Source organism: Streptomyces sp. NPDC048516 (assembly GCF_043199875.1).
Lineage (GTDB): Bacteria > Actinomycetota > Actinomycetes > Streptomycetales > Streptomycetaceae > Streptomyces.
On record NZ_JBICWS010000010.1, the window covers coordinates 271,344 to 291,481 of the forward strand.

The 20,138-nt window shown below is 69.8% G+C and carries 15 protein-coding genes and 1 pseudogene; 10 read left to right on the forward strand and 6 right to left on the reverse strand.

Annotated features, from left to right (window positions below; genetic code table 11):
- The first annotated feature begins 146 nt into the window (after window positions 1–146).
- The gene (locus ACGFR7_RS21775) at window positions 147–1,607 is read left to right on the forward strand and encodes a sugar porter family MFS transporter (protein ID WP_393321609.1); all 1,461 of its coding nucleotides are present in this window, start codon (window positions 147–149) and stop codon (window positions 1,605–1,607) included.
- A gap of 167 nt (window positions 1,608–1,774) precedes the next feature.
- On the opposite strand, the gene ACGFR7_RS21780 is transcribed toward ACGFR7_RS21775, so the two are convergent.
- Window positions 1,775–2,074, reverse strand: coding sequence for a YciI family protein (locus ACGFR7_RS21780; protein ID WP_393321611.1), 300 nt, complete (start codon window positions 2,072–2,074; stop codon window positions 1,775–1,777).
- A gap of 178 nt (window positions 2,075–2,252) precedes the next feature.
- On the reverse strand, window positions 2,253–3,674 hold the full coding sequence (locus tag ACGFR7_RS21785; RefSeq protein WP_393321614.1) for an amidase: 1,422 nt from the start codon (window positions 3,672–3,674) through the stop codon (window positions 2,253–2,255).
- Between the two features lie 214 nt (window positions 3,675–3,888).
- Here ACGFR7_RS21785 and ACGFR7_RS21790 point away from each other — a divergent pair, with 214 nt between their 5' ends.
- Entirely contained in the window at window positions 3,889–4,593 is a 705-nt protein-coding gene (locus tag ACGFR7_RS21790) for an endonuclease V (RefSeq protein ID WP_393321617.1), read from the forward strand.
- A 171-nt stretch (window positions 4,594–4,764) separates the two neighbouring features.
- On the opposite strand, the gene ACGFR7_RS21795 is transcribed toward ACGFR7_RS21790, so the two are convergent.
- Together ACGFR7_RS21795 and ACGFR7_RS21800 are read right to left on the reverse strand one after the other, a co-directional pair.
- On the reverse strand, window positions 4,765–5,271 hold the full coding sequence (locus ACGFR7_RS21795) for an NUDIX hydrolase (RefSeq protein WP_393321620.1): 507 nt from the start codon (window positions 5,269–5,271) through the stop codon (window positions 4,765–4,767).
- A 90-nt stretch (window positions 5,272–5,361) separates the two neighbouring features.
- Window positions 5,362–6,549: a saccharopine dehydrogenase family protein gene (locus tag ACGFR7_RS21800; protein ID WP_393321623.1), complete on the reverse strand. Its 1,188-nt coding sequence runs from the start codon at window positions 6,547–6,549 to the stop codon at window positions 5,362–5,364.
- 376 nt (window positions 6,550–6,925) lie between these two features.
- Between ACGFR7_RS21800 and ACGFR7_RS21805 the strand changes: the two genes are divergently transcribed.
- The 6 genes from ACGFR7_RS21805 (at window position 6,926) to ACGFR7_RS21830 (ending at window position 15,292) form a co-directional block, all read left to right on the forward strand.
- Window positions 6,926–8,416, forward strand: a complete 1,491-nt coding sequence (locus tag ACGFR7_RS21805) for a sialate:H+ symport family MFS transporter (RefSeq protein WP_393321765.1) — start codon at window positions 6,926–6,928, stop codon at window positions 8,414–8,416.
- Window positions 8,417–8,675: 259 nt separating this feature from the next.
- On the forward strand, window positions 8,676–9,056 hold the full coding sequence (locus tag ACGFR7_RS21810) for an MmcQ/YjbR family DNA-binding protein (RefSeq protein ID WP_393321768.1): 381 nt from the start codon (window positions 8,676–8,678) through the stop codon (window positions 9,054–9,056).
- A gap of 177 nt (window positions 9,057–9,233) precedes the next feature.
- Entirely contained in the window at window positions 9,234–10,418 is a 1,185-nt protein-coding gene (locus ACGFR7_RS21815) for a CaiB/BaiF CoA transferase family protein (RefSeq protein WP_393321626.1), read from the forward strand.
- Window positions 10,419–10,632: 214 nt separating this feature from the next.
- Window positions 10,633–11,775, forward strand: a complete 1,143-nt coding sequence (locus ACGFR7_RS21820; RefSeq protein ID WP_393321771.1) for an acyl-CoA dehydrogenase family protein — start codon at window positions 10,633–10,635, stop codon at window positions 11,773–11,775.
- A 66-nt stretch (window positions 11,776–11,841) separates the two neighbouring features.
- Window positions 11,842–13,056: an acetyl-CoA C-acetyltransferase gene (locus ACGFR7_RS21825; protein WP_393321629.1), complete on the forward strand. Its 1,215-nt coding sequence runs from the start codon at window positions 11,842–11,844 to the stop codon at window positions 13,054–13,056.
- A 31-nt stretch (window positions 13,057–13,087) separates the two neighbouring features.
- Window positions 13,088–15,292: a 3-hydroxyacyl-CoA dehydrogenase NAD-binding domain-containing protein gene (locus tag ACGFR7_RS21830; protein WP_393321631.1), complete on the forward strand. Its 2,205-nt coding sequence runs from the start codon at window positions 13,088–13,090 to the stop codon at window positions 15,290–15,292.
- Window positions 15,293–15,460: 168 nt separating this feature from the next.
- Here ACGFR7_RS21830 and ACGFR7_RS21835 read toward each other — a convergent pair whose 3' ends face one another.
- On the reverse strand, window positions 15,461–16,222 hold the full coding sequence (locus ACGFR7_RS21835; protein WP_393321634.1) for a MerR family transcriptional regulator: 762 nt from the start codon (window positions 16,220–16,222) through the stop codon (window positions 15,461–15,463).
- 655 nt (window positions 16,223–16,877) lie between these two features.
- On the opposite strand from ACGFR7_RS21835, the gene ACGFR7_RS21840 reads away from it, so the two are divergent.
- Window positions 16,878–18,338, forward strand: a complete 1,461-nt coding sequence (locus ACGFR7_RS21840) for an amino acid permease (protein WP_393321637.1) — start codon at window positions 16,878–16,880, stop codon at window positions 18,336–18,338.
- A 350-nt stretch (window positions 18,339–18,688) separates the two neighbouring features.
- Window positions 18,689–18,946 (forward strand): annotated as a pseudogene (locus ACGFR7_RS21845) (Appr-1-p processing protein); the annotation flags it as partial.
- A gap of 62 nt (window positions 18,947–19,008) precedes the next feature.
- On the opposite strand, the gene sph reads toward ACGFR7_RS21845, so the two are convergent.
- Window positions 19,009–19,980 (reverse strand): sphingomyelin phosphodiesterase, encoded by a 972-nt coding sequence (gene sph, locus ACGFR7_RS21850; protein WP_393321640.1) that lies wholly within the window; start codon window positions 19,978–19,980, stop codon window positions 19,009–19,011.
- Window positions 19,981–20,138 lie beyond the last annotated feature (158 nt).

Below are 20,138 nucleotides of genomic sequence, written 5' to 3' on the forward strand. Positions count from 1 at the left end.
GCGCCAGGAAGTGTTGACAGCTGCGTGAAACGCGCCGAATACTTGCAAGATCGCTCACGCGCTTCAAGTATGCAGTGCAAGCGCGCAGTCCAGTCACGCAGCTCAGTCATGCAGCAAGGCCCGCTCCGCCGCACAAAGGACTTCCCATGTCCATTGCCACGCTCTCCGCGACGCCCCCGCCCCCGTCATCCGGGACCGCCCGCCGCACCGGCAGACTGTTCGCGCTCACCGGCGCCGTCGTCGGCGTCATCTACGGCTACGACACCGGCAGCATCTCCGGTGCTTTGGTGTTCCTGAGCAAGGACTTTCATCTCACCGAGGCCGAAAAGGGCCTGGTCAACAGCATCCTGGTGTTCGGCTCCATCGTGGGCGCGCTGGTCGGCGGCAAGCTCGCCGATGCCCTGGGCCGCAAGGCGGCGATGCTGATCGTCGCCGGCTCGTACGCCGTATTCGTTGCACTCTCCGCCGTCGCGCCCAACGTCGTCGTGCTGGACGCCGTCCGCTTCCTGCTCGGCATCGCCATCGGCATCTCGATCGTCGCCGCCCCGCTCTATGTCGCCGAGTCGACTCCGGCGCGTATCCGCGGAGCCTCTGTCGCCGCCTACCAAGTGGCCACGGTCGCGGGCATCGTCATCACGTACTTCGTCAACTGGGGTCTGTCCGGCGGCGGTCACTGGCGCTGGATGCTCGGCCTCTCCGCGATCCCGGCCGCGCTCGTTCTGATCCCGTTGCTCAGGCTGCCGGACACCCCGCGCTGGTACGCCCTCAAGGGACGCACGGAGCGAGCAGTGGAGGTCATGGCCATGACCGATCCGGACGTCGATCCGCGTGAGGAGGTCGCTGTCGTGGCGTCCGCGCTCGCCCAGGAGAGCGGTGGATCGGCCCGCTCCTTGCTGCGCAAGCCGTACGCCCGTGCCGCGCTCTTCGTTGTCGGCCTCGGATTCTTCTGCCAGATCACCGGCATCAATGCCGTGACGTACTACAGCCCTCAGATCTTCGAGGAGATGGGCTTCACCGGCAGCGGCCAGAACTTCCTGCTGCCGTCCTTCGTCCAGCTCGCCTCGCTGGCCGCGACCGTGCTCGCCCTCCTGATCATCGACCGGCTCGGCCGCCGGGTGGTGCTGCTCTGCGGTATCGGCACGATGGTCGCGATGCTCGCCGTCCTGACCGCGGTCTTCGCCAGGGGCGAGCTGCACGGCGTCGCGACCTGGGTGGGCTTCGCCGCGATCCTGCTGTTCACCGCAGCCTTCAACTTCGGCTTCGGATCGCTGATCTGGGTCTATGCGAGCGAGACCTTCCCCGCCCAACTGCGCTCGACAGGGGCTTCGGTGATGCTCACCGCCGATTTGGTGGCCAATCTGCTGATCGCCCAGTTCTTCCCCTCTTTGATGGCCTGGGCCGGTGCGGCCCTGACCTTCGCGGGCCTTGGCGTCCTGGCGCTGGCCGCACTGGTCTTCGCCGCCGCCACCGCGCCCGAGACCAAGGGGCGTCAGCTGGAGGAAATTCAGGACTACTGGCGAAACGGGGGCCGCTGGCCCGCGTCGCCCGTTTCCGTGAGTTCCGGCTCGCTCAGTGGTTCAGCGGTGCCGCCGACGACGACTTCGTAGTCCCGGGGAGTGGGGTTGCCGGGCCGACCGGGGACGGGGCCGGCCGTTCCGCCGTGGGGCGCTCAAGGCGGAGGGGCCGGGCCGGATGGCGTCCACAGCGCCGAGGGTGGACGCCCGGGTGCCCGGACGGCCGGAGCGCCGGCGGCCCGGGCGAAGGAGGCGGCCGCTCAGGACGGCAGTTGTTCCCGGTACTGCTCCAGAGCCGGAGCCGTCGTTGTCGCCGCGAACTCCGTGATCCGGTACTCACACACCCCGGCGAGGGCGAACGGGTCCTGGGTCACAATCCGCTCGACGGTCGCACGGTCCATCCCCGCGGCGAGAATCACGCCTCCGTCACGCGGGATCTTGCGGCCGGCGGCGAGGAAGTGCCCGGCGGCGTACTCCTTCTTCAGCCACTCCTGGTGCTCCTGAAGAACGGCGTCGACGCGTTCGAGGGACGCGGTGTAGGTCAGTTCCAGTACGAACATAGGTGCAATATAGACGAGATATCAGGCGGAAGCGCGGCTTCCGGGGAAGGGAAGGCGCAGGCCAGGGCGGCTACCGCCGCATGTGTCCGCGGCTGGTGCGGCGTACTCCGCAGGCGCGTCTCTGCGGGCACATACAGGTCCAGCAGTGTCGCGACCTCAAGGCCGGACGCCGGGACGGTCAAGCCGTGGGCAGGTCCGGGCGGCGCCGCCCGTGCCGAGTGGCGCTCTCATAGGCATGCCCTGCCCGGAGAACGGCGAGATCCGCGCGCGGCGCACCGATGAACTGCAGCCCCACGGGCAGACCGCCCGGGGTGAATCCCGCGGGAACCGAAAGGGCGGGCACGCCGAGGACGGATATGAGGTAGGCGGATCGCATCCAGTCCAGATAGGAGTGTGTGGGCCGGCCCGCGACCTCCCGGGGATACTCCAGCTCCGCGTCGAACGGCGTGACTTGGCTGACCGGGGTCAGGAGCAGGTCGTACCGGGAGAAGAAGTCCAGCGTGTCGAGGTACAGCCGGCTGCGGGTCACGGTGGCGGTGCGGAGGTCGGCGGCGGTCAGCCGGCGGCCCTGCTCGATGTTCTGGACGATGCTGGGCTTGAGAGCCTGCCGGTCGGAGTCGAGCAGGGCGCCGAGCGCCAGGGCGAAGCTGTGGGCCCGCAGCGTGCGGAAGGTGTCGTCGGCCCCGGTGAGGTCCGGGCAGGCGGTGTCGATACGGCAGCCGAGTTCCTCCAGGACCCTCAACTGCGGCTCCAGAACGGCGAGTACGTCCGGGTCGGCCGGGGCGTGGCCCCCGAGGTCCGGTGTCCAGGCGATGCGCAGACCGCGCAACTCGCCATCGAGGGGCACCCGGAACGCCTCGCCGGGGGTCTCCAGGCCGATGGGGCAGCGCGGATCCGGACCCGCCATCGCCGACAGCAACAGCGCCGTATCCGCAACGGTCCGCCCCATCGGGCCGGGGACCGACAGGGTGTCCCAGAGGTCGCCACCGGGGTGCCGGGGGACGCGTCCCGGCGTCGGCCGCAGCCCGACGACATTGCAGAAGGACGCGGGGTTGCGCAGTGAGCCGCCCATGTCACTGCCGTCGGCCAGGGGCTGCAGCCCGGCCGCGAGCGCCGCGGCGGCGCCGCCACTGCTGCCGCCCGCCGAACGTGTGGTGTCGTACGGATTGCGGGTGGTGCCGAAGACGGGGTTGAAGGTGTGGGAACCGGCGGCGAATTCGGGCACATTGGTCTTGCCGAGGCGGATGGCGCCGGCTCGCTGCAGCCTGTCGACCAGCAGTTCGTCCTCGTCGGGGACGTGGTCGGCGAAGAGCGGTGAGCCATGTGTGGTGCGCATACCGCGGGTGAGATGAGTGTCCTTGAAGGCGATCGGAAGCCCGTGCAGGGGTGGTACGGCGGCGCCCCGGACGAGGCGTTCGTCGGCGAGCGCGGCAGCGGAGAGCGCGCCCTCGGGGTCGAGGGTGACGAGGGCGTTGACAGTCGGATTGACCTGTTCGATGCGGTCCAGGTGCGCCTGGACGATCTCCCGGGCGGAGAGCTCGCGGCGGCGCAACCGGGCGGCGAGGTCGATGGCATCGAGCTGGTGGAGCGCTTCGGGCATGAAGACCTCGGAAGGTTGTTTCAGAGCGGCGAGGTACCGATGACAGTGCACGAGCGGATCGCCGAGGGGCTGCCCTCGGCGGCGCCGCTTGTGCGGTCGGCGGGGTCCGGATCCACGCTCACCACGGTACCCAGCGCCACTGACAACGCATCATGATCAGGCCTCCCGGCCTGGTCAGAGGCTTCTTCACCGGTTCGGTAGCGTGGTGGTCACCATGGACACTCCCGGAATGATCTCCTGCGACGACGAACTGCGGAACTGGCCGGCCGACGAAGACCAGGCGCGTGCGGTCCAGGACCGGTTGCGGCCCCACGTGCGGCTCGATGAACCCGGTCCGGAACCGGGGTTCGAGGGCACGGTCGTCGGGGTGGACGTCGCCTACGACGACGCACATGACGTCGTCGCCGCTGCCGCCGTCGCGCTGGACGCCCGTACGCGCGCCGTCGTCGACGAGGCGACCGCCGTGGGGCAGATCTCCTTCCCGTACGTCCCCGGACTGCTCGCGTTCCGTGAGATTCCCACCGTGCTCGACGCCCTCGCCCGCCTCACCCCCACCCCTGACCTCGTGGTCTGCGACGGTTACGGGCTGGCGCACCCGCGCCGCTTCGGGCTCGCCAGCCACCTGGGAGTGCTGACCGGGCTGCCCACCATCGGTGTCGCCAAGAACCCCTTCACGTTCCGCTACGAACTTCCCGGGCCGGGCCGCGGCGCCACCTCGCCTCTCCTGGACGGAGCCGAGGAGGTAGGCCGTGCACTGCGTACCCAAAGCGGCGTCAAGCCGGTCTTTGTCTCCGTGGGGCATCGCATCGATCTCGACCGTGCCTGCGCCCATACGCTCCACCTGGCAGCGCAGTACCGGCTTCCCGAGACGACCCGCGCCGCGGACGCCCTCTGCCGGAAGGCGCTCGCCGACGCCTGACGGGGTGGAGACGAGGAGTCGTTGACCGGACGACGGGCGGACACGCCGAGCGGGAGCGCATTCCCCGCTTGGCCCGTTCGGTAGACGGTGCGCCATCCGATGACGAAGGACGGCATGCCCGTCCTCACCGAAACTCCACCCTGACCGAGGAACGTGCGCTTCAGACGGCCCTCAGTGGTGCCAGGGCAGTTGAATCGGAGCGGCAGGGGCATGCCCGGTCACGAGCTGGGCCGCCAACTCGGCCAGGCCGAACGGGTAGATCGTCTCATCAGTGGCTGCCAGGTCAGCGAGGGGCCACCAGTGGTACCCGGCGTGGTACTTGCGCTCATTCGCCTCCTGGCCGGTCACATCGACTTGGTGGCTGGTGACACGAAGTGCAAAGAAGACGTCCCGGAAGATGCCTGCGGCCCATCCGACATCTGCGTATCCGGAGGTCTCCGCTATTGCTGATCCCAGGGCCTCAGGCTCCACGGACAGGCCCGTCTCTTCGCGAAGCTCACGGGCCGCCGCCTGCGCCAGTGTCTCCCCGTCCTCGACACCACCACCGGGAGTGCACCATCCGAGACCGCTCTCGGGATCGTCCGGGTCGACATGGAACTTCAGCAAGAGCAGGCGGTCCCGTGCGTCGATCAACAGAACACGGGCGGACTCGCGGCGACAACTTCCCTGATCGGGCATGTCGGCAGCGTAATCGGGGCGACGCCGGAAGGCTGTTGGGTTTCGCGCCGCCGGCAGGTCTCTTCCTTGAGCCCGGAAAGAGAGCCGGGGCTACTCCTGGACGACGCGGAACGTGATGCCCGCGTCCCGGAGGCGGGCCGTCAGTGCGTCTCCCATGGCCACCGCGGTCGTCACCTGGCCGGCCGTCTCCGGCAGCTCGTCGAAAGCCAGGCTGAGCGCCGCCTCGGCCAGCATCTTCGCCGTCTCGTCGTAGCCGGGGTCACCGCCCGAGACCTCGGTGATCAGGCGTTCGCCGCCGCCGGAGGCGACGAAGCGGACCTTGAACCAGCTGCGTGCGCGCCGCTCGGGGCCCGGCCCGTCGCCCGGTTCCAGACGCCGCGACAACCAGCGCCGCGCGGCCGGCACCTGGGCGAGTGCGCACAAGGCCCCCACCCCCATGGCGCCGCCCACGGCGATCGGCAGCCGTCGTACGCCTGCGTAGTGGCGATAGCGGAAGTCGGGCCCGTAACGGTCCAGCGCGGCGGCTGAGCGGGCGATGACCTGAGGATCGAGGGTCGGCAACGGCACACCCCAGGTGCGTGTTTCACCGCTCCGGAGAAGCGGTCCGAAGGGTGCCCGCACCGTACGGCCGACCGGTCGCGGCTCCGCCCGCTGCCGCTCGCGGGCGGCCCGCGCCATGGCAACCGGACGCGATGCGGCGGTCAGGGCCGAGGCCAGCGTGCCGCCGGAAAAGCCGGCGTTGGTCCGCACGAAGCCGTCGATGGTGACGGGGACGCCTTCGGGGAGGAGGCCCACCGTGAAGAGCACGCCCAGATCGTGCGGGACGGAGTCGAATCCGCAGGCGTGCACGAGGCGCGCACCGGAGGCGCGGGCCGTCGCATCGTGACGCACATACATCCGGTCGATGAACTCCGACTCACCGGTCAGATCGACATAGTCGGTGCCTGCCGCGGCGCACGCGGCGACCAGCGGCTCACCGTGGAGCAAATACGGCCCGACGGTCGTCACCAGCACTTTGGTACCGGCGGCGAGGGCGCGCAGCGCCTGTGGATCGCCGCTGTCGGCCCGCAGCAGTGGCAGGTCGGCGCAGTCCGGGTTGATCGCTGTCAGCCGGTCGCGCAGCCGCTCCAGCTTGGCGGTGTTGCGCCCGGCCAGCGCCCAGCGGCAGCCCCGGGGAGCATGCGCGGCCAGATAGGCGGCGGTGAGAGTGCCCGCAAAACCGGTCGCGCCGTAGAGGACGAGGTCATGGTCCCGTCCGGAGGTGTCCTGCCGTCGCATCGTGCGTCCTTTCGACCGCCCCACTGGGCACGGAGCCCGGACACGAGCCGGACACCAGGTAGTCACCGTCGCCCGTCAACGTACGCTCCCGGCCGCTGCCTTGGCTGCGGCCCCACGGACGCCAAGGAGTGTGGCACGCAGTCTTGACAAGGCATGGCGACCGGTCCAGATTCACCGATGGCACCGGCGACATAGGACGTCCCATGTCCGGCCCTGCTGCCCGACCGTCACCCAGCGGCTCGCCCGGCGACGCCGCGAACCGCACCGTCCGCCGATCACCGGAGGAGGCCGGACAGCCGTGACGACGCGTCACTCGGACCCGCCTGAGCACAGTCGGAAGTGGTGGCAGGAGGTCACCCCGGGCCAGTGGAAGGCGATGTTCGCCGCCTGGATCGGCTATCTCCTGGACGGCTTCGACTTCGTCCTGATCACCCTCGTGCTGACCGAAATCGCCGCCGAATTCCACCTGAACACCGCAACCGCCGCATCGCTGATCTCCGGCGCCTTCATCACCCGCTGGCTGGGCGGCGCCGTCCTGGGCGCGATGGGTGACCGCTACGGCCGCAAGACCGCCATGGTCACCAGCATCCTGCTGTATTCGCTGGGCACCTTCGCCTGCGGATTCGCCTGGGGCTACACCAGCCTGTTCGTCGCGCGGCTGGTGATCGGCCTGGGCATGGCGGGGGAGTACAGCGCCGGCGTGACGTATGTCCTGGAGAGCTGGCCCGTCCGATGGCGCAATCGCGCCTCCGGATTCATCATCTCCGGGTACGCCGGCGGAACCGTCCTCGCGGCCGAGCTCTACCGGTGGGTGGTCCCGCACTGGGGCTGGCGCTGGATGTTCTGGATCGGCGTCCTGCCCGTCCTGGTCGCCCTCTGGATGCGCAGATCGCTGCCGGAGGCCGGTGACTGGCAGCGGCAGATCGGCACCACCGGCACGGAAGGGGAACGTCCCCATCCTTTCCGGCCGTTGTTCACCGGCCGCATCCGGCCCTGGATCAATGCTGCCCTGGGGTCGGCGGCCTCGGTCGCGCTGTTCGGCGTCTTCACACCCGTCGGCGCGGGGGCCGTGCCAGGGCTGTCCGCCGTCGCGGCAGTGTGCCTGGTGGCATTCGCCGCGCAGCTCGGTGGCCGTCGCGGGTGGCTGCTGTATGTGGCCTTGATGGCGACCGTGTTCTGCGCTTTCCTCTACAGCTGGCCGATCCAGGCCCTGCTGCCCACCTACCTCAAGACCGACCTCGGGTACGCCCCCGGACAGGTCACCGACGTGATGTTCTACGCAGGCTTCGGCACCATGGCGGGCTGCTGGCTGGCGGGCTTCGCCGGCGACCGGTTCGGTACCCGCCGCGCCTATGCCGGCACCCTGCTGGCCTCCCTCGCCTTCGTCTTCCCGGTCTTCGCGGTGCAGGACAGCCTGCCGGCGCTCGGGGTACTGGTCTTCGGGCTGCTAGCCCTCGGCCAGGGCATCTCCGGCATCTTGCCGAAGTACCTCGCCGGCCACTTCCCGACCGCCACCCGCGCCGCCTCTCTGGGCTTCGTCTACAACGTCGGAGCCCTGGGCGGGGCGGTGGCTCCCGTCCTGGGAGCGCAGCTGGCCGAAGGCATGTCCCTGGGGCGGGCGCTGGCCGTGCTCACCTTCGGACTGACGCTCGTGGTCATCATCCTGGTGGGCGGCGACGTCCCCCGGCGGCTGGGCCGGCTGGTGGACCGTCAGGCGCCCGAAGAGCACCTTGTGCCCGAGGCCGGGGAAGGGGGGACGCCGCCGCGGCAGGCATCCGCTTCCACTCCCGCTCCTGCTTCCACCCCCGCTTCCACCACTCCCGCTTCCACTCCCGCTCCCGGGGAGGTGCCGCCGGACCCGGCGTAGCGGTGCTCCACCGGGCGCTGGGGGAGCAGACCCGGCGGAGGGGCGCCGGGCCGTTTCCGATGCGGAGGGGCGGTGGCTGGCGAGTTGCGGGGCGGACACGATGGCGTTGTCCCTCGGTCGGCCCGGCGTCCGGCGCTCCGCGGGCCGTTGTCAGTGGTCGCCGTTAGCGTGGAAGGCGTTGGGCGGCCCGCGCGTGACGAGCGCGGCGCCGGGCGGCGCCGCGGGCGGCGCCGTACGGGGGACGGATGTGGAGGAGCGGATGGCGAAGGTGGCAGGTCCGGCGGTGGTGCGTGAGCGGGTGCGCGAGTTCGCGCTCGGACTTCCCGGGGCCGTGGAGGAGTTCCCCTGGGGGGAGAGCGTCATCAAGGTCAACAAGAAGGTCTTCGTCTTCCTCGGCATCGACGACGGCGGCTGTCCGCGCGCGGTCACGCTGAAGCTGACGGATCCCGCAGCGCATGCCCATGCCCTGACCTTGCCCGGCGCCAAGCCCGCGGGTTACGGCCTGGGCAGGTCCGGATGGGTGCAGGTCCCGCTGGTGGAGCCGGGTGCTCCGCCGGCCGAGCTGCTCTGCGACTGGGCAGAGGAGTCATATCGCTGCATAGCCCCCAAGAAGCTCATCGCCGAGCTCGACGGGGGATAGCGGCGCAGCGGCAACAGGCGCGCAAAGGCCCGTGACGGCGATGGCAGTTCAGCATCGCCGTCACGGGCCTTCTGGCTGGTGCCACGTGGCACGGGGGTCTTGTGGAAAGTGGAACACGTTCTTAACATCGCGAGTGTTACATCAGAAGTGTCACAGTGCGGAAGGGCATGGGGCGCGATGACGGAGTCAGGGAACGGCCCGCTGAGCGGGGTGCGGGTGGTCGAACTCGCGGGCATCGGCCCCGGTCCATTCGCCGCCATGCTCCTGGCCGACCTCGGCGCGGATGTCGTCCGCGTCGACCGGCCCGGAGGCCCGGGGCTGGGCGTCGATCCGGCCTGCGACGTCACCAACCGAAACAAGCGCTCCGTGCTGGTGGACCTGAAGAGCCCCGAGGGGGTGGCGCAGGTCCTCGAACTCGCCGGGCGTGCCGATGTGCTGATCGAGGGGTACCGCCCGGGCGTGGCCGAACGGCTGGGGGTGGGCCCCGAGGAGTGCCTGGCGCGCAACCCCCGGCTGGTCTACGGCCGGATGACGGGCTGGGGACAGCAGGGCCCGCTCGCCGACACCGCCGGACACGACATCGGCTATATCGCCATCACGGGCGCCCTGGGCATGATCGGCCCGCCCGACGGCCCGCCCGCGATCCCCGCCAATCTCCTCGGTGACTACGCCGGCGGCTCCCTCTACCTCGTCATCGGTGTCCTCGCCGCCCTCCAGCACGCCCGCACCGAGGACGGAACGGGCCAGGTCGTCGACGCCGCCATCGTCGACGGCACGGCCCATCTGACGGCGATGATCCACGGCATGCTGGCGGCCGGCGGCTGGCAGGACCGGCGCAGCGCCAATCTCCTCGACGGCGGGGCACCCTTCTACGGCACCTACGAGACCGCCGACGGCGGCTATATGGCGGTGGGCGCGCTGGAGGCGCGGTTCTACGGCGCGTTCATCCGGCTGCTGGGCATCGAGCAGGAGGCACCCAGCCGCGACGACATGACTGCCTGGGGCGAGCTGCGCACCACCATCGCCGCCCGCTTCAAGACCCGTACCCGCGAGGAATGGACGGCGGTCTTCGCGGAGTCCGACGCCTGTGTGGCGCCCGTGCTCTCCCTGCGCGAGGCCCCGCAGCACCCACATCTCGCCGCCCGTGGCACCTTCGTCGAGCACGGTGGACTCACCCAGCCCGCACCCGCGCCGCGCTTCTCGCGCACTCCGGGCGCGGTACGCAGACCCCCCGCGCGGCCCGGCGCCGACCTGGTGGAGATCGCCCGTGACTGGCAGGTCCCCGGCCTCCTCGCCTCGCGCGCCGCCGCCGACCCGCCCGCCGGACCGGTCGGCGCCGGCCAGCAGGACACGGCCGGCTGATGGCACCCGCCACCACGCTCCCGTACGCGGCCGGCCCGCATCCGGCTGCCGAAGAGGCCGCGTCCTTCCCCAAAGGGCGGGCCGGCGACGGGTGGGGCGGGCGACTCGCCATGGGCGCCGCCCGGTGCCCTCCCGTGGGGCGGCCGGGGCCCCCACGCCGACCGACACCGTCAAGAACCGGCTCCGAGGAGGGCCCGCAGCGATGACCGCGCAGATGAAGCGCCAGATTTTCACCGAGGACCACGAGGCGTTCCGCAAGGTCGTACGGACCTTTTTGGCCAGGGAAGTGACGCCGTATTACGAGCAGTGGGAGAAGGACGGCATCGTCAGCCGGGACGCCTGGCGAGCGGCCGGCAAGCAGGGGCTCCTGGGGCCGGCGGTTCCCGAGGAGTACGGCGGGGGCGGGCAGCACGACTTCCGCTACAGCGCGGTGCTGGCCGAGGAATTCACCCGGGCGGGCGCGGCCGGGCTGGCCGTGGGCCTGCACAACGACATCATCGGCCCCTACCTGACGACGCTGGGCACCGAGGAGCAGAAGCGCCGCTGGCTGCCCGGCTTCTGCAGCGGCGAGATCATCACCGCCATCGCGATGACCGAGCCAGGGGCGGGCTCCGACCTGCAGGGCATCCGCACCCACGCCGAGGATGCCGGTGACCACTGGATCCTCAACGGATCCAAGACCTTCATCTCCAACGGAATCCTCGCCGACCTGGTCATCGTCGTGGCCAGAACGACACCGGAAGGCGGGGCCCACGGCCTGAGCCTGCTGGTCGTCGAGCGGGGTATGGCGGGCTTCGAGCGGGGCCGCAACCTCGACAAGATCGGACAGAAGTCCCAGGACACCGCCGAGCTGTTCTTCCACGACGTCCGCGTCCCCAAGGGCAACCTCCTCGGCACGCTGAACGGCGCCTTCGTCCATCTGATGACCCATCTCGCCCAGGAGCGGATGGGCATCGCCGTCGCCGCCATCGCCGGTGCCGAACACCTGCTGGAGATCACCAGCGAGTACGTCAAGGAGCGCGAAGCCTTCGGACGGCCGCTGGCCAAGCTCCAGCACATCCGCTTCGAGATAGCCGAGATGGCCACCGAATGTGCCGTCACCCGGGCGTTCCTCGACCGCTGTATCGCCGACCACTCCGCCGGCGCACTGGATGCGGTGCACGCCTCGATGGCCAAGTGGTGGGCCACCGAACTGCAAAAGCGCGTCGCCGACCGCTGTCTGCAACTCCATGGCGGCTACGGCTATATGGCGGAATACCGCGTGGCCAAGGCCTTCACCGACGGCCGTATCCAGACGATCTACGGAGGGACCACCGAGATCATGAAGGAGATCATCGGACGCTCCCTGCTCGGCTGACCGCGGACCGGCCCCGGTCCCCACCCGCTGCCCCTGCCTCCACCCTCATGCGAAAGGCTTGTTGACTTGAGTACCGAAGCGTACGTATACGACGCGATCCGCACCCCGCGCGGCCGCGGCAAGGCCAATGGCGCACTGCACGGCACCAAGCCGATCGACCTGGTCGTCGGCCTGATCCATGAAGTGCGCCGGCGCTTCCCCGGGCTGGACCCGGCCGCCGTCGACGACATCGTGCTCGGCGTCGTCGGGCCGGTCGGTGACCAGGGGTCCGACATCGCCCGGATCGCGGCGATCGCCGCCGGGCTGCCCGACACCGTGGCCGGCGTCCAGGAGAACCGCTTCTGTGCCTCGGGTCTGGAGGCCGTCAACATGGCGGCCGCCAAGGTGCGTTCCGGCTGGGAGGACCTGGTCCTGGCGGGCGGCGTCGAATCCATGTCCCGGGTCCCGATGGCCTCCGACGGCGGCGCCTGGTTCGCCGACCCGATGACCAACTTCGACACCGGCTTCGTCCCGCAGGGCATCGGAGCCGACCTGATCGCCACGATCGAGGGCTACACCCGCCGGGACGTCGACGAGTTCGCCGCGCTCTCCCAGGAGCGCGCCGCCGAGGCCTGGAAGGACGGCCGCTTCGACCGCTCCGTCGTCCCGGTACGCGACCGCAACGGCCTGGTCGTCCTCGACCACGACGAGCACATGCGCCCCGGCACCACCGCCGACTCGCTGGCCGGCCTCAAGCCGTCCTTCGCCACTATCGGTGACGCCGGCGGCTTCGACGCGGTCGCCCTGCAGAAGTACCACTGGGTCGAGAAGATCGACCATGTCCACCACGCCGGCAACTCCTCCGGCATCGTGGACGGCGCGGCGCTCGTCGCCATCGGCTCCAAGGAGGTCGGCGAGCGCTACGGCCTGACCCCCCGGGCCCGTATTCTCTCCGCCGCGGTCTCCGGCTCCGAGCCGACGATCATGCTTACCGGCCCCGCGCCCGCCAGCCGCAAGGCCCTCGCCAAGGCCGGGCTGACCATCGACGACATCGACCTGGTCGAGATCAACGAGGCCTTCGCCGCCGTCGTGCTGCGCTTCGTCAAGGACATGGGGCTGAGCCTGGACAAGGTCAATGTCAACGGCGGCGCCATCGCCCTGGGACACCCCCTCGGCGCCACCGGCGCGATGATCCTCGGCACCCTGATCGATGAGCTGGAGCGGCAGGACAAGCGCTACGGCCTGGCCACCCTCTGTGTCGGCGGCGGTATGGGCACCGCCACCGTCATCGAGCGCCTCTGACCCTCGTCCTACCCACTACGGAGTACGCACCATGAGTGAATCCGCTGCTGTGTCGACCATTCGCTGGGAACAGGACGAGACCGGCATCGTCACCCTGGTCCTGGACGACCCGGACCAGTCCGCCAACACCATGAACAACGCCTTCAAAACCTCCCTCACCGCGGTCGCCGACCGCCTGGAGGCCGAGAAGGACAGCATCCGCGGCATCATCTTCACCTCCGCCAAGAAGACCTTCTTCGCCGGCGGCGACCTGCGCGACCTGATCGCCGTCACCCCCGACACGGCCCAGCAGGCCTTCGAGTCGGGCAACGGCATCAAGCGCGACCTGCGCCGCATCGAAACCCTCGGCAAGCCCGTCGTCGCCGCGGTCAACGGCGCGGCGCTGGGCGGCGGTTACGAGATCGCGCTGGCCTGCCACCACCGCATCGCCCTCGACACCCCCGGCACCAAGATCGGCCTGCCCGAGGTCACCCTCGGCCTGCTGCCCGCAGCCGGCGGCGTCACCCGTACGGTCCGGCTGCTCGGGATCGCCGACGCGCTGCTGAAGGTGCTGCTCCAGGGCACCCAGTACAACGCCACCCGCGCCAAGGACGCCGGGCTGATCCACGATGTCGCGGCCACGCCGGAGGAGCTGCTGGCCAAGGCCCGCACCTTCATCGACGAGCACCCCGAGTCCCAGCAGCCCTGGGACGTCAAGGGCTACCGCATCCCCGGCGGCACCCCCGCCCAGCCGAAGTTCGCGGCCAACCTCCCGGCGTTCCCCGCCAACCTCAAGAAGCAGCTCAACGGCGCGCCCTACCCCGCCCCTCGCAACATCCTCGCCGCGGCGGTGGAGGGCTCCCAGGTCGACTTCGAGACCGCGCAGACCATCGAGGCGCGCTACTTCGTCGAGCTGGTGACCGGCCAGATCTCCAAGAACATGATCCAGGCGTTCTTCTTCGACCTGCAGGCCGTCAATTCCGGCGCCAACCGGCCCAAGGACATCGCACCCCGCAAGGTCGAGAAGGTCGCGGTCCTCGGCGCCGGCATGATGGGCGCGGGCATCGCCTACTCCTGTGCCAGGGCCGGAATGCAGGTCGTCCTCAAGGACATCACCCCGGAGGCGGCGCAGAAGGGCAAGGCGTACGCGGAGGGGCTGCTCGCCAAGGCGCTTTCCCGGGGCCGTACGACCGAGCAGAAGCGCGACGAGCTGCTGGCGCGCATCACGCCCACCGCCGAGCCGGCGGACCTCGCGGGCTGTGACGCCGTCATCGAGGCGGTCTTCGAGGACGTGGCCCTCAAGCGCAAGGTGTTCAAGGAGATCCAGCACATCGTCGCCCCCGACGCGCTGCTGTGCTCCAACACCTCCACCCTGCCCATCACGCTGCTGGCCGAGGGCGTCGAGCGCGACCAGGACTTCATCGGACTGCACTTCTTCTCGCCGGTCGACAAGATGCCGCTGGTGGAGATCATCAAGGGGGAGCGGACCGGCGACGAGGCACTGGCCCGCGCCTTCGACCTGGTCCGCCAGATCAAGAAGACCCCGATCGTCGTCAACGACTCGCGCGGCTTCTTCACCTCCCGCGTCATCGGCCACTTCATCAACGAAGGCGTGGCGATGATCGGCGAAGGCGTCGACCCGGTCTCCGTCGAGCAGGCCGCGGCCCAGGCCGGCTACCCGGCCAAGGTGCTGTCCCTGATGGACGAGCTGACCCTCACCCTGCCGCGCAAGATCCGCGAGGAGACCAAGCGGGCGGTCGAGGAGTCCGGCGGCGACTGGCAGCCGCACCCGGCCGACGCGGTGATCGACCGGATGGTCGACGAGTTCGGCCGTCCCGGTCGCAGCGGTGGCGCGGGCTTCTACGAGTACGGAGACGACGGCAAGCGCGCCGGCCTGTGGCCCGGTCTGCGCGAGCACTTCACCAAGAAGGACGCCGCCGTTCCGTTCCTCGACATGCAGGAGCGGATGCTCTTCTCCGAGGCCCTGGACACCGTCCGCTGCTTCGAGGAGGGCGTGCTCACCTCCGTCGCCGACGCCAACATCGGCTCCATCTTCGGCATCGGCTTCCCGGGCTGGACCGGTGGCGTGATCCAGTACATCAACGGCTACCGGGGTGGGCCGGGGCAGGAAGAACTCGTCGGGCTGCCCGGGTTCGTAGCCCGCGCGCGCGAGCTGCAGGCGGCCTATGGAGACCGGTTCGCGCCGCCGGCGCTGCTGGTCGAAAAGGCCGAGAAGGGCGAGAAGTTCAGCGACTGAAGGGCCAGGGACTGCCAGGCCAGGGCCCAACCGGCCACGGACTGCCAGGCCAGGGCCCAACCGGCCACGGACTGACAGGCCACGGACCGACCGGTCAGGGACCGACCGGTCAGGGACCGACCGGTCAGGGACCGACCGGTCAGAGGGGCGGGCCCGGCGGCCCGCCCCTCACCCCGGCGAGGTGCGGCCGCCTCCCGGCCCCTGGTCGCCCTCCTTGCCGAACGACTCCCGCAGCTCCTGCTTCATCGACCGCTGGAAGGCGGTGACCAGGGCCTGCACCACCATCGGCTGCATATGAGCCGAGAGCGACTTCATCCGCGCCATTTCCTCCTCGTCCGGTCCGCCGTCCCGGTACGGCTCCCACACCTCGTCCTTGAAGAGCCTGCTGAGCTCCCGGGCCGCCGAGCGGGTGTGCTCGATGACGACGGTGCGCGCCGCGATGATCGTCTCCAGTGCGATCGGGACGTCCAGCAGCCGGGCGCCCAGGTGCAGCAGACCCGGATCGACCCGGAAGACCTGCGGGTCATCGGTCCGTACGAGCACATTCATGGCCGCCAGCCGGTCCAGATCTTCCTCGGTCAGCGCCCGGCCGGCCCGCCGCTCCAGCTGGGCGCGGGTGGCGTCCTCCGCCTTGTCCGGAATCCAACTCGCCACCAGCGCCCGGTGGATGGCCAGATCCTGGGCGCTCAGATCCGGCGGCAGCTGCTCCAGATAGCGTTCGATGGCGGAGAGCGTCAGCCCCTGGTGCTGCAGTTCCTCGATGAGCGCGAGCCGTGAGAGGTGGTCGGCACCGTAGCGGCCGACCCGGCGCGGACCGATCTCCGGCGGCGGCAGCAGGCCGCGTGTGCTGTAGAAGCGGATGGTGCGGACGGTGACGCCGGCGCGGGCGGCCAGTTCGTCGACCGTCAGGTCGGTGGCGGTCTCCCTCATGTTCAACAGTATTGCTGTCTCACCACTCCTGTGAAACCTTCCGAACCCTTCTACCCCTTCTTCACCGCCCCGTAGTGCGGTCGGGCCGATGGGTGACCGCCCCGAGCGCAGGCTCAGCGGCGGTGCGCCGGCGGGGCCCTCCGTGCCGATGCCGCTGGAGATGGAGCGGCCGGGCCGGGCCGGGCATCGTGATCATGGATGCCCGGAGGCTGACCGGGATGCCGGGCCCGTGGAGCCGGTGGCCGACCCCGACGGGTCCGTGGAGCCGGGCCCCGTCCGAGTGGCGGTACGGCATCCAGGGGGCCTTGCCCGGGCCTGTCGGGCCTCCGGGGGCGCATGCGGAGGCCGAGCGGGCCGTCGCGGTGGCGAATGCGCCTCTCAACCGGGCCGAACAGGTCAAGAATTTTTGATTGCGGGGCCGCGAGAAGAGTCCGGAATCGGGTGAAGTGACGCCCTCCCTGAAACTTCCCCGAAACTTTGCTGCCAGATATATCGCGTCAAATATGGACAAATCTTGGATGGCCTATACACGCTGTGATCTTGCCCACAGACGGGGGAGCGCTCTTCAGGGAAGGTGTGCCGTCGGCCGTCCGCGCGATCTGCGGGACTTCTGGCCATGGCTTCAGCGCCTGCCCGAAAGCGAGATGCACCACCAGTGAGCACAGAAACCGTCACCGAGACAGCCCACGGGTCACCTGACGGGGGGAGCGGCGCGCAGCAGGACGCGGGCGACGCGGGCTACAGCAAGGGCCTCAAGGGCCGGCACATCAACATGATCGCCATCGGTGGAGCGATCGGCACCGGCCTGTTCCTGGGCGCCGGTGGCCGACTGCACTCCGCCGGTCCCGCGCTGGCCATTGCCTATGCGGTCTGCGGCCTCTTCGCCTTCTTCGTCGTCCGGGCCCTGGGCGAGCTGGTGCTGCACCGCCCGTCGTCGGGTTCGTTCGTCTCCTACGCCCGCGAGTTCCTGGGGGAGAAGGGCGCCTACGTCGCCGGCTGGATGTATGTCGTCAACTGGTCGACGACCGGTATCGCCGACATCACCGCGATCGCGCTCTACACCCACTACTGGAGCTTGTTCACCAATATCCCGCAGTGGGTCATGGCGATGATCGCGCTGGCGGTCGTCCTGACGGTGAACCTGATCTCGGTGAAGATCTTCGGTGAGCTGGAGTTCTGGTTCGCGATTATCAAGGTCGCGGCGCTGGTCGTCTTCATGTTCATCGGCATCTTCCTGCTGGCCACCCAGCACCCGGTCGACGGGCACACGCCGGGCATGAGTCTGCTCACCGACCACGGTGGTCTCTTCCCGACCGGCCTGCTGCCGGTGGTGATCGTGCTCCAGGGCGTGGTCTTCGCCTACTCCGCCGTGGAACTGGTCGGTGTGACCGCCGGTGAGACCGGTGAGCCGGAGAAGGTCGTGCCGAAGGCCGTCAACTCCATCATGTGGCGAGTGGGCGTCTTCTACGTCGGCTCGGTGATCCTGCTGGCCATGCTGCTGCCGTGGAACAAGTACACCGGCGACGAGAGCCCCTTTGTCACCGTGCTGTCCAACGTCGGTGTGCCGGCGGCCGGCGATGTGATGAACCTCGTGGTGCTGACCGCGGCGATGTCCAGCCTGAACTCCGGGCTCTACTCGACCGGCCGCATCCTGCGCTCCATGTCGATGGCGGGCTCCGCGCCCAAGTTCGCCGGCCTGATGAACCGCAACCAGGTGCCGTACGGCGGCATCATGCTCACCTCCGCGGTGTGCGTGCTGGGTGTCGGGCTCAACTACGTCATGCCGGGCGAGGCGTTCGAGATCGTGCTGAACATCGCGGCGCTGGGCATCATCAGCACCTGGTGCACGATCATGGTCTGCCACATGGTGTTCGTGCGGCGGTCGAAGGAGGGCCTGGTCGAGCGCCCGCGCTTCCGGCTTCCGGGCACGCCGATCACCGATATCGCCACCATCGCCTTCCTGCTCGGCGTCATCGTCCTGATGTGGTTCGACGACGGTGTCGGCCGGCAGACCGTGATGCTGATCCCGGTCCTCGCCGTCGCGCTGGTCGTCGGATGGTTCGCGGTCCGGGGCCGGGTGAGCCGGATCGCCGAGGAGCGCGCGCTGTCGAAGTAGTCGCGCAGTAACGCACGCCTGCGGAATCAAGGGCGGGGGGGGGGGGGGGGGGGGGGGCCCCCCCCCCCCCCCCCCCCGCGGGGGGGCCGGGGGCGGCCCGGCCCCGGGGGGGGGGGGGCGCCCGCCCCCCCCCCCCCCCCCCCCCCCCCCCCCCCCCCCCCCCCCCCCCCCCCCCCCCCCCCCCCCCCCCCCCCCCCCCTTCCGCCTTGGTGAGAAGCGGCCGGAGACGGGCCCTGCGGTGGTCCGATCCTCGCTCCCGCCCTCGCTCCTCTCCTCGGCCGGGTCCTCCCGGCTCGGCCAGGTCCTCCCGGCCCCGGTCGATTGTCAGTGGCCGCCCTTACCGTGGAGACATGACGGAGAACACGGGGATCTCATACGTCAAGGGGGACGCCACAGCGCCGCACGGCAAGGGCGTCAAGGTGATCGTGCATCTCTGCAACGACATGGGCGGCTGGGGCAAAGGCTTCGTGCTTGCGCTCTCCCGGCGCCGGCCCGGGCCGGAGGCCGCCTACCGCCGGTGGCACCGCGAGCGTGCGCGCAACGACTTCGGGCTGGGCGCTGCCCAGTTCATCCAGGTAGCCGAGCGGCTCACCCGGCGCGGCATACGGGCGACGGTCTACGACCGCTGAACCCTCCTGGTCGCCGCCCTCGACCGCAGTACGGCAGCGATTCAGCTGCCGATCAGCGGATAATGATCGGAGAGATCGGTGTAGGTGTATTCCCTGCCCCAGCTGGAGACGGTCCAGGGCGCCGACTCCTCCTGGACCACGGTGTTCCGCCAGCCGGCGGGCCGGGTGTGACCATTGCGGTGGAGGACATAGTCGAGGTCTTCGCGGGGGTCGTTCGGGTAGCGGTACTTCGCGATCGAGTTTTCCTGGGTGTCGAAGGAGTAGGGGTGGCCCGTGCGACTGTCGGCCGGCGCCAGATCGGCGTTGCGGAGCAGTGCGTCGTATTCGGCGCCGTGTGAGTCGATGTTCAGATCGCCGGCCACCACCACCTCTTCGTCCGCCGGGATGTTCTTGGCGTCGAGAAAGGCGTCCATTTCCTTGAGCTGCTTGGCGCGGTCCGCGGCCGCTTCGCCTGCCTTGCAGCCCGAGTCGGTGGACTGGGTGTGGGTGCCGACGACATGCACTTCGGTGCCGTTGACGTCCAACACCGCATAGACGAAGCCCTTGTTGGAGAAGTAGTCCGAGCCGCAGGCGTCCTTGTAGATGTACTGCTCCTTGCGCAGGACCGGCCACTTGCTCAGCAGGGTCACCCCGCCGTCCTCCGGGGTGACGGCGGAGTAGGCGCCGCCAGTGGCGTCCCAGCCGCTCCTGCTCCGGCCCACCACGGGGGTCTGGTACGGATACTGCGCCGCGGCCCGGGATTTCAGTGCATCGGAGGAGGAGTTGTCGAAGGCTTCCTGGAGGACGACGACGTCATTGCCCTGGAAGAAGTCCGCGGCCGCGAGTGCCTGGGTGCGGTGGTCCTGGCCCCAGTTGGGGTAGAGACTTTTGCTCATGAGGAAGGTGTTGTAGCTGAGCACCTTGAGACGCGGGGCGCCGGCGGCCGACGCGGGCGGGGCGGCGGCCACTGTGACAGCGGCAAGCGTTGCGGCGAGGACGGCGATCCGGGACGTGCGCAGCGATGAGTGCGGCACTGAATCTCCCTGTGGGGATGGGGACTTGATCCGGCGACGCCTATCCAATCAGCTGGTGTTACTTCTAGGTAACCTCTTGGGGGGTGCGAGATGGACAGCCCGAAGCTCTGGCCGCTGATGTCGTGGGGACTGAACGGTCCACCAGCGGTCGGTATACC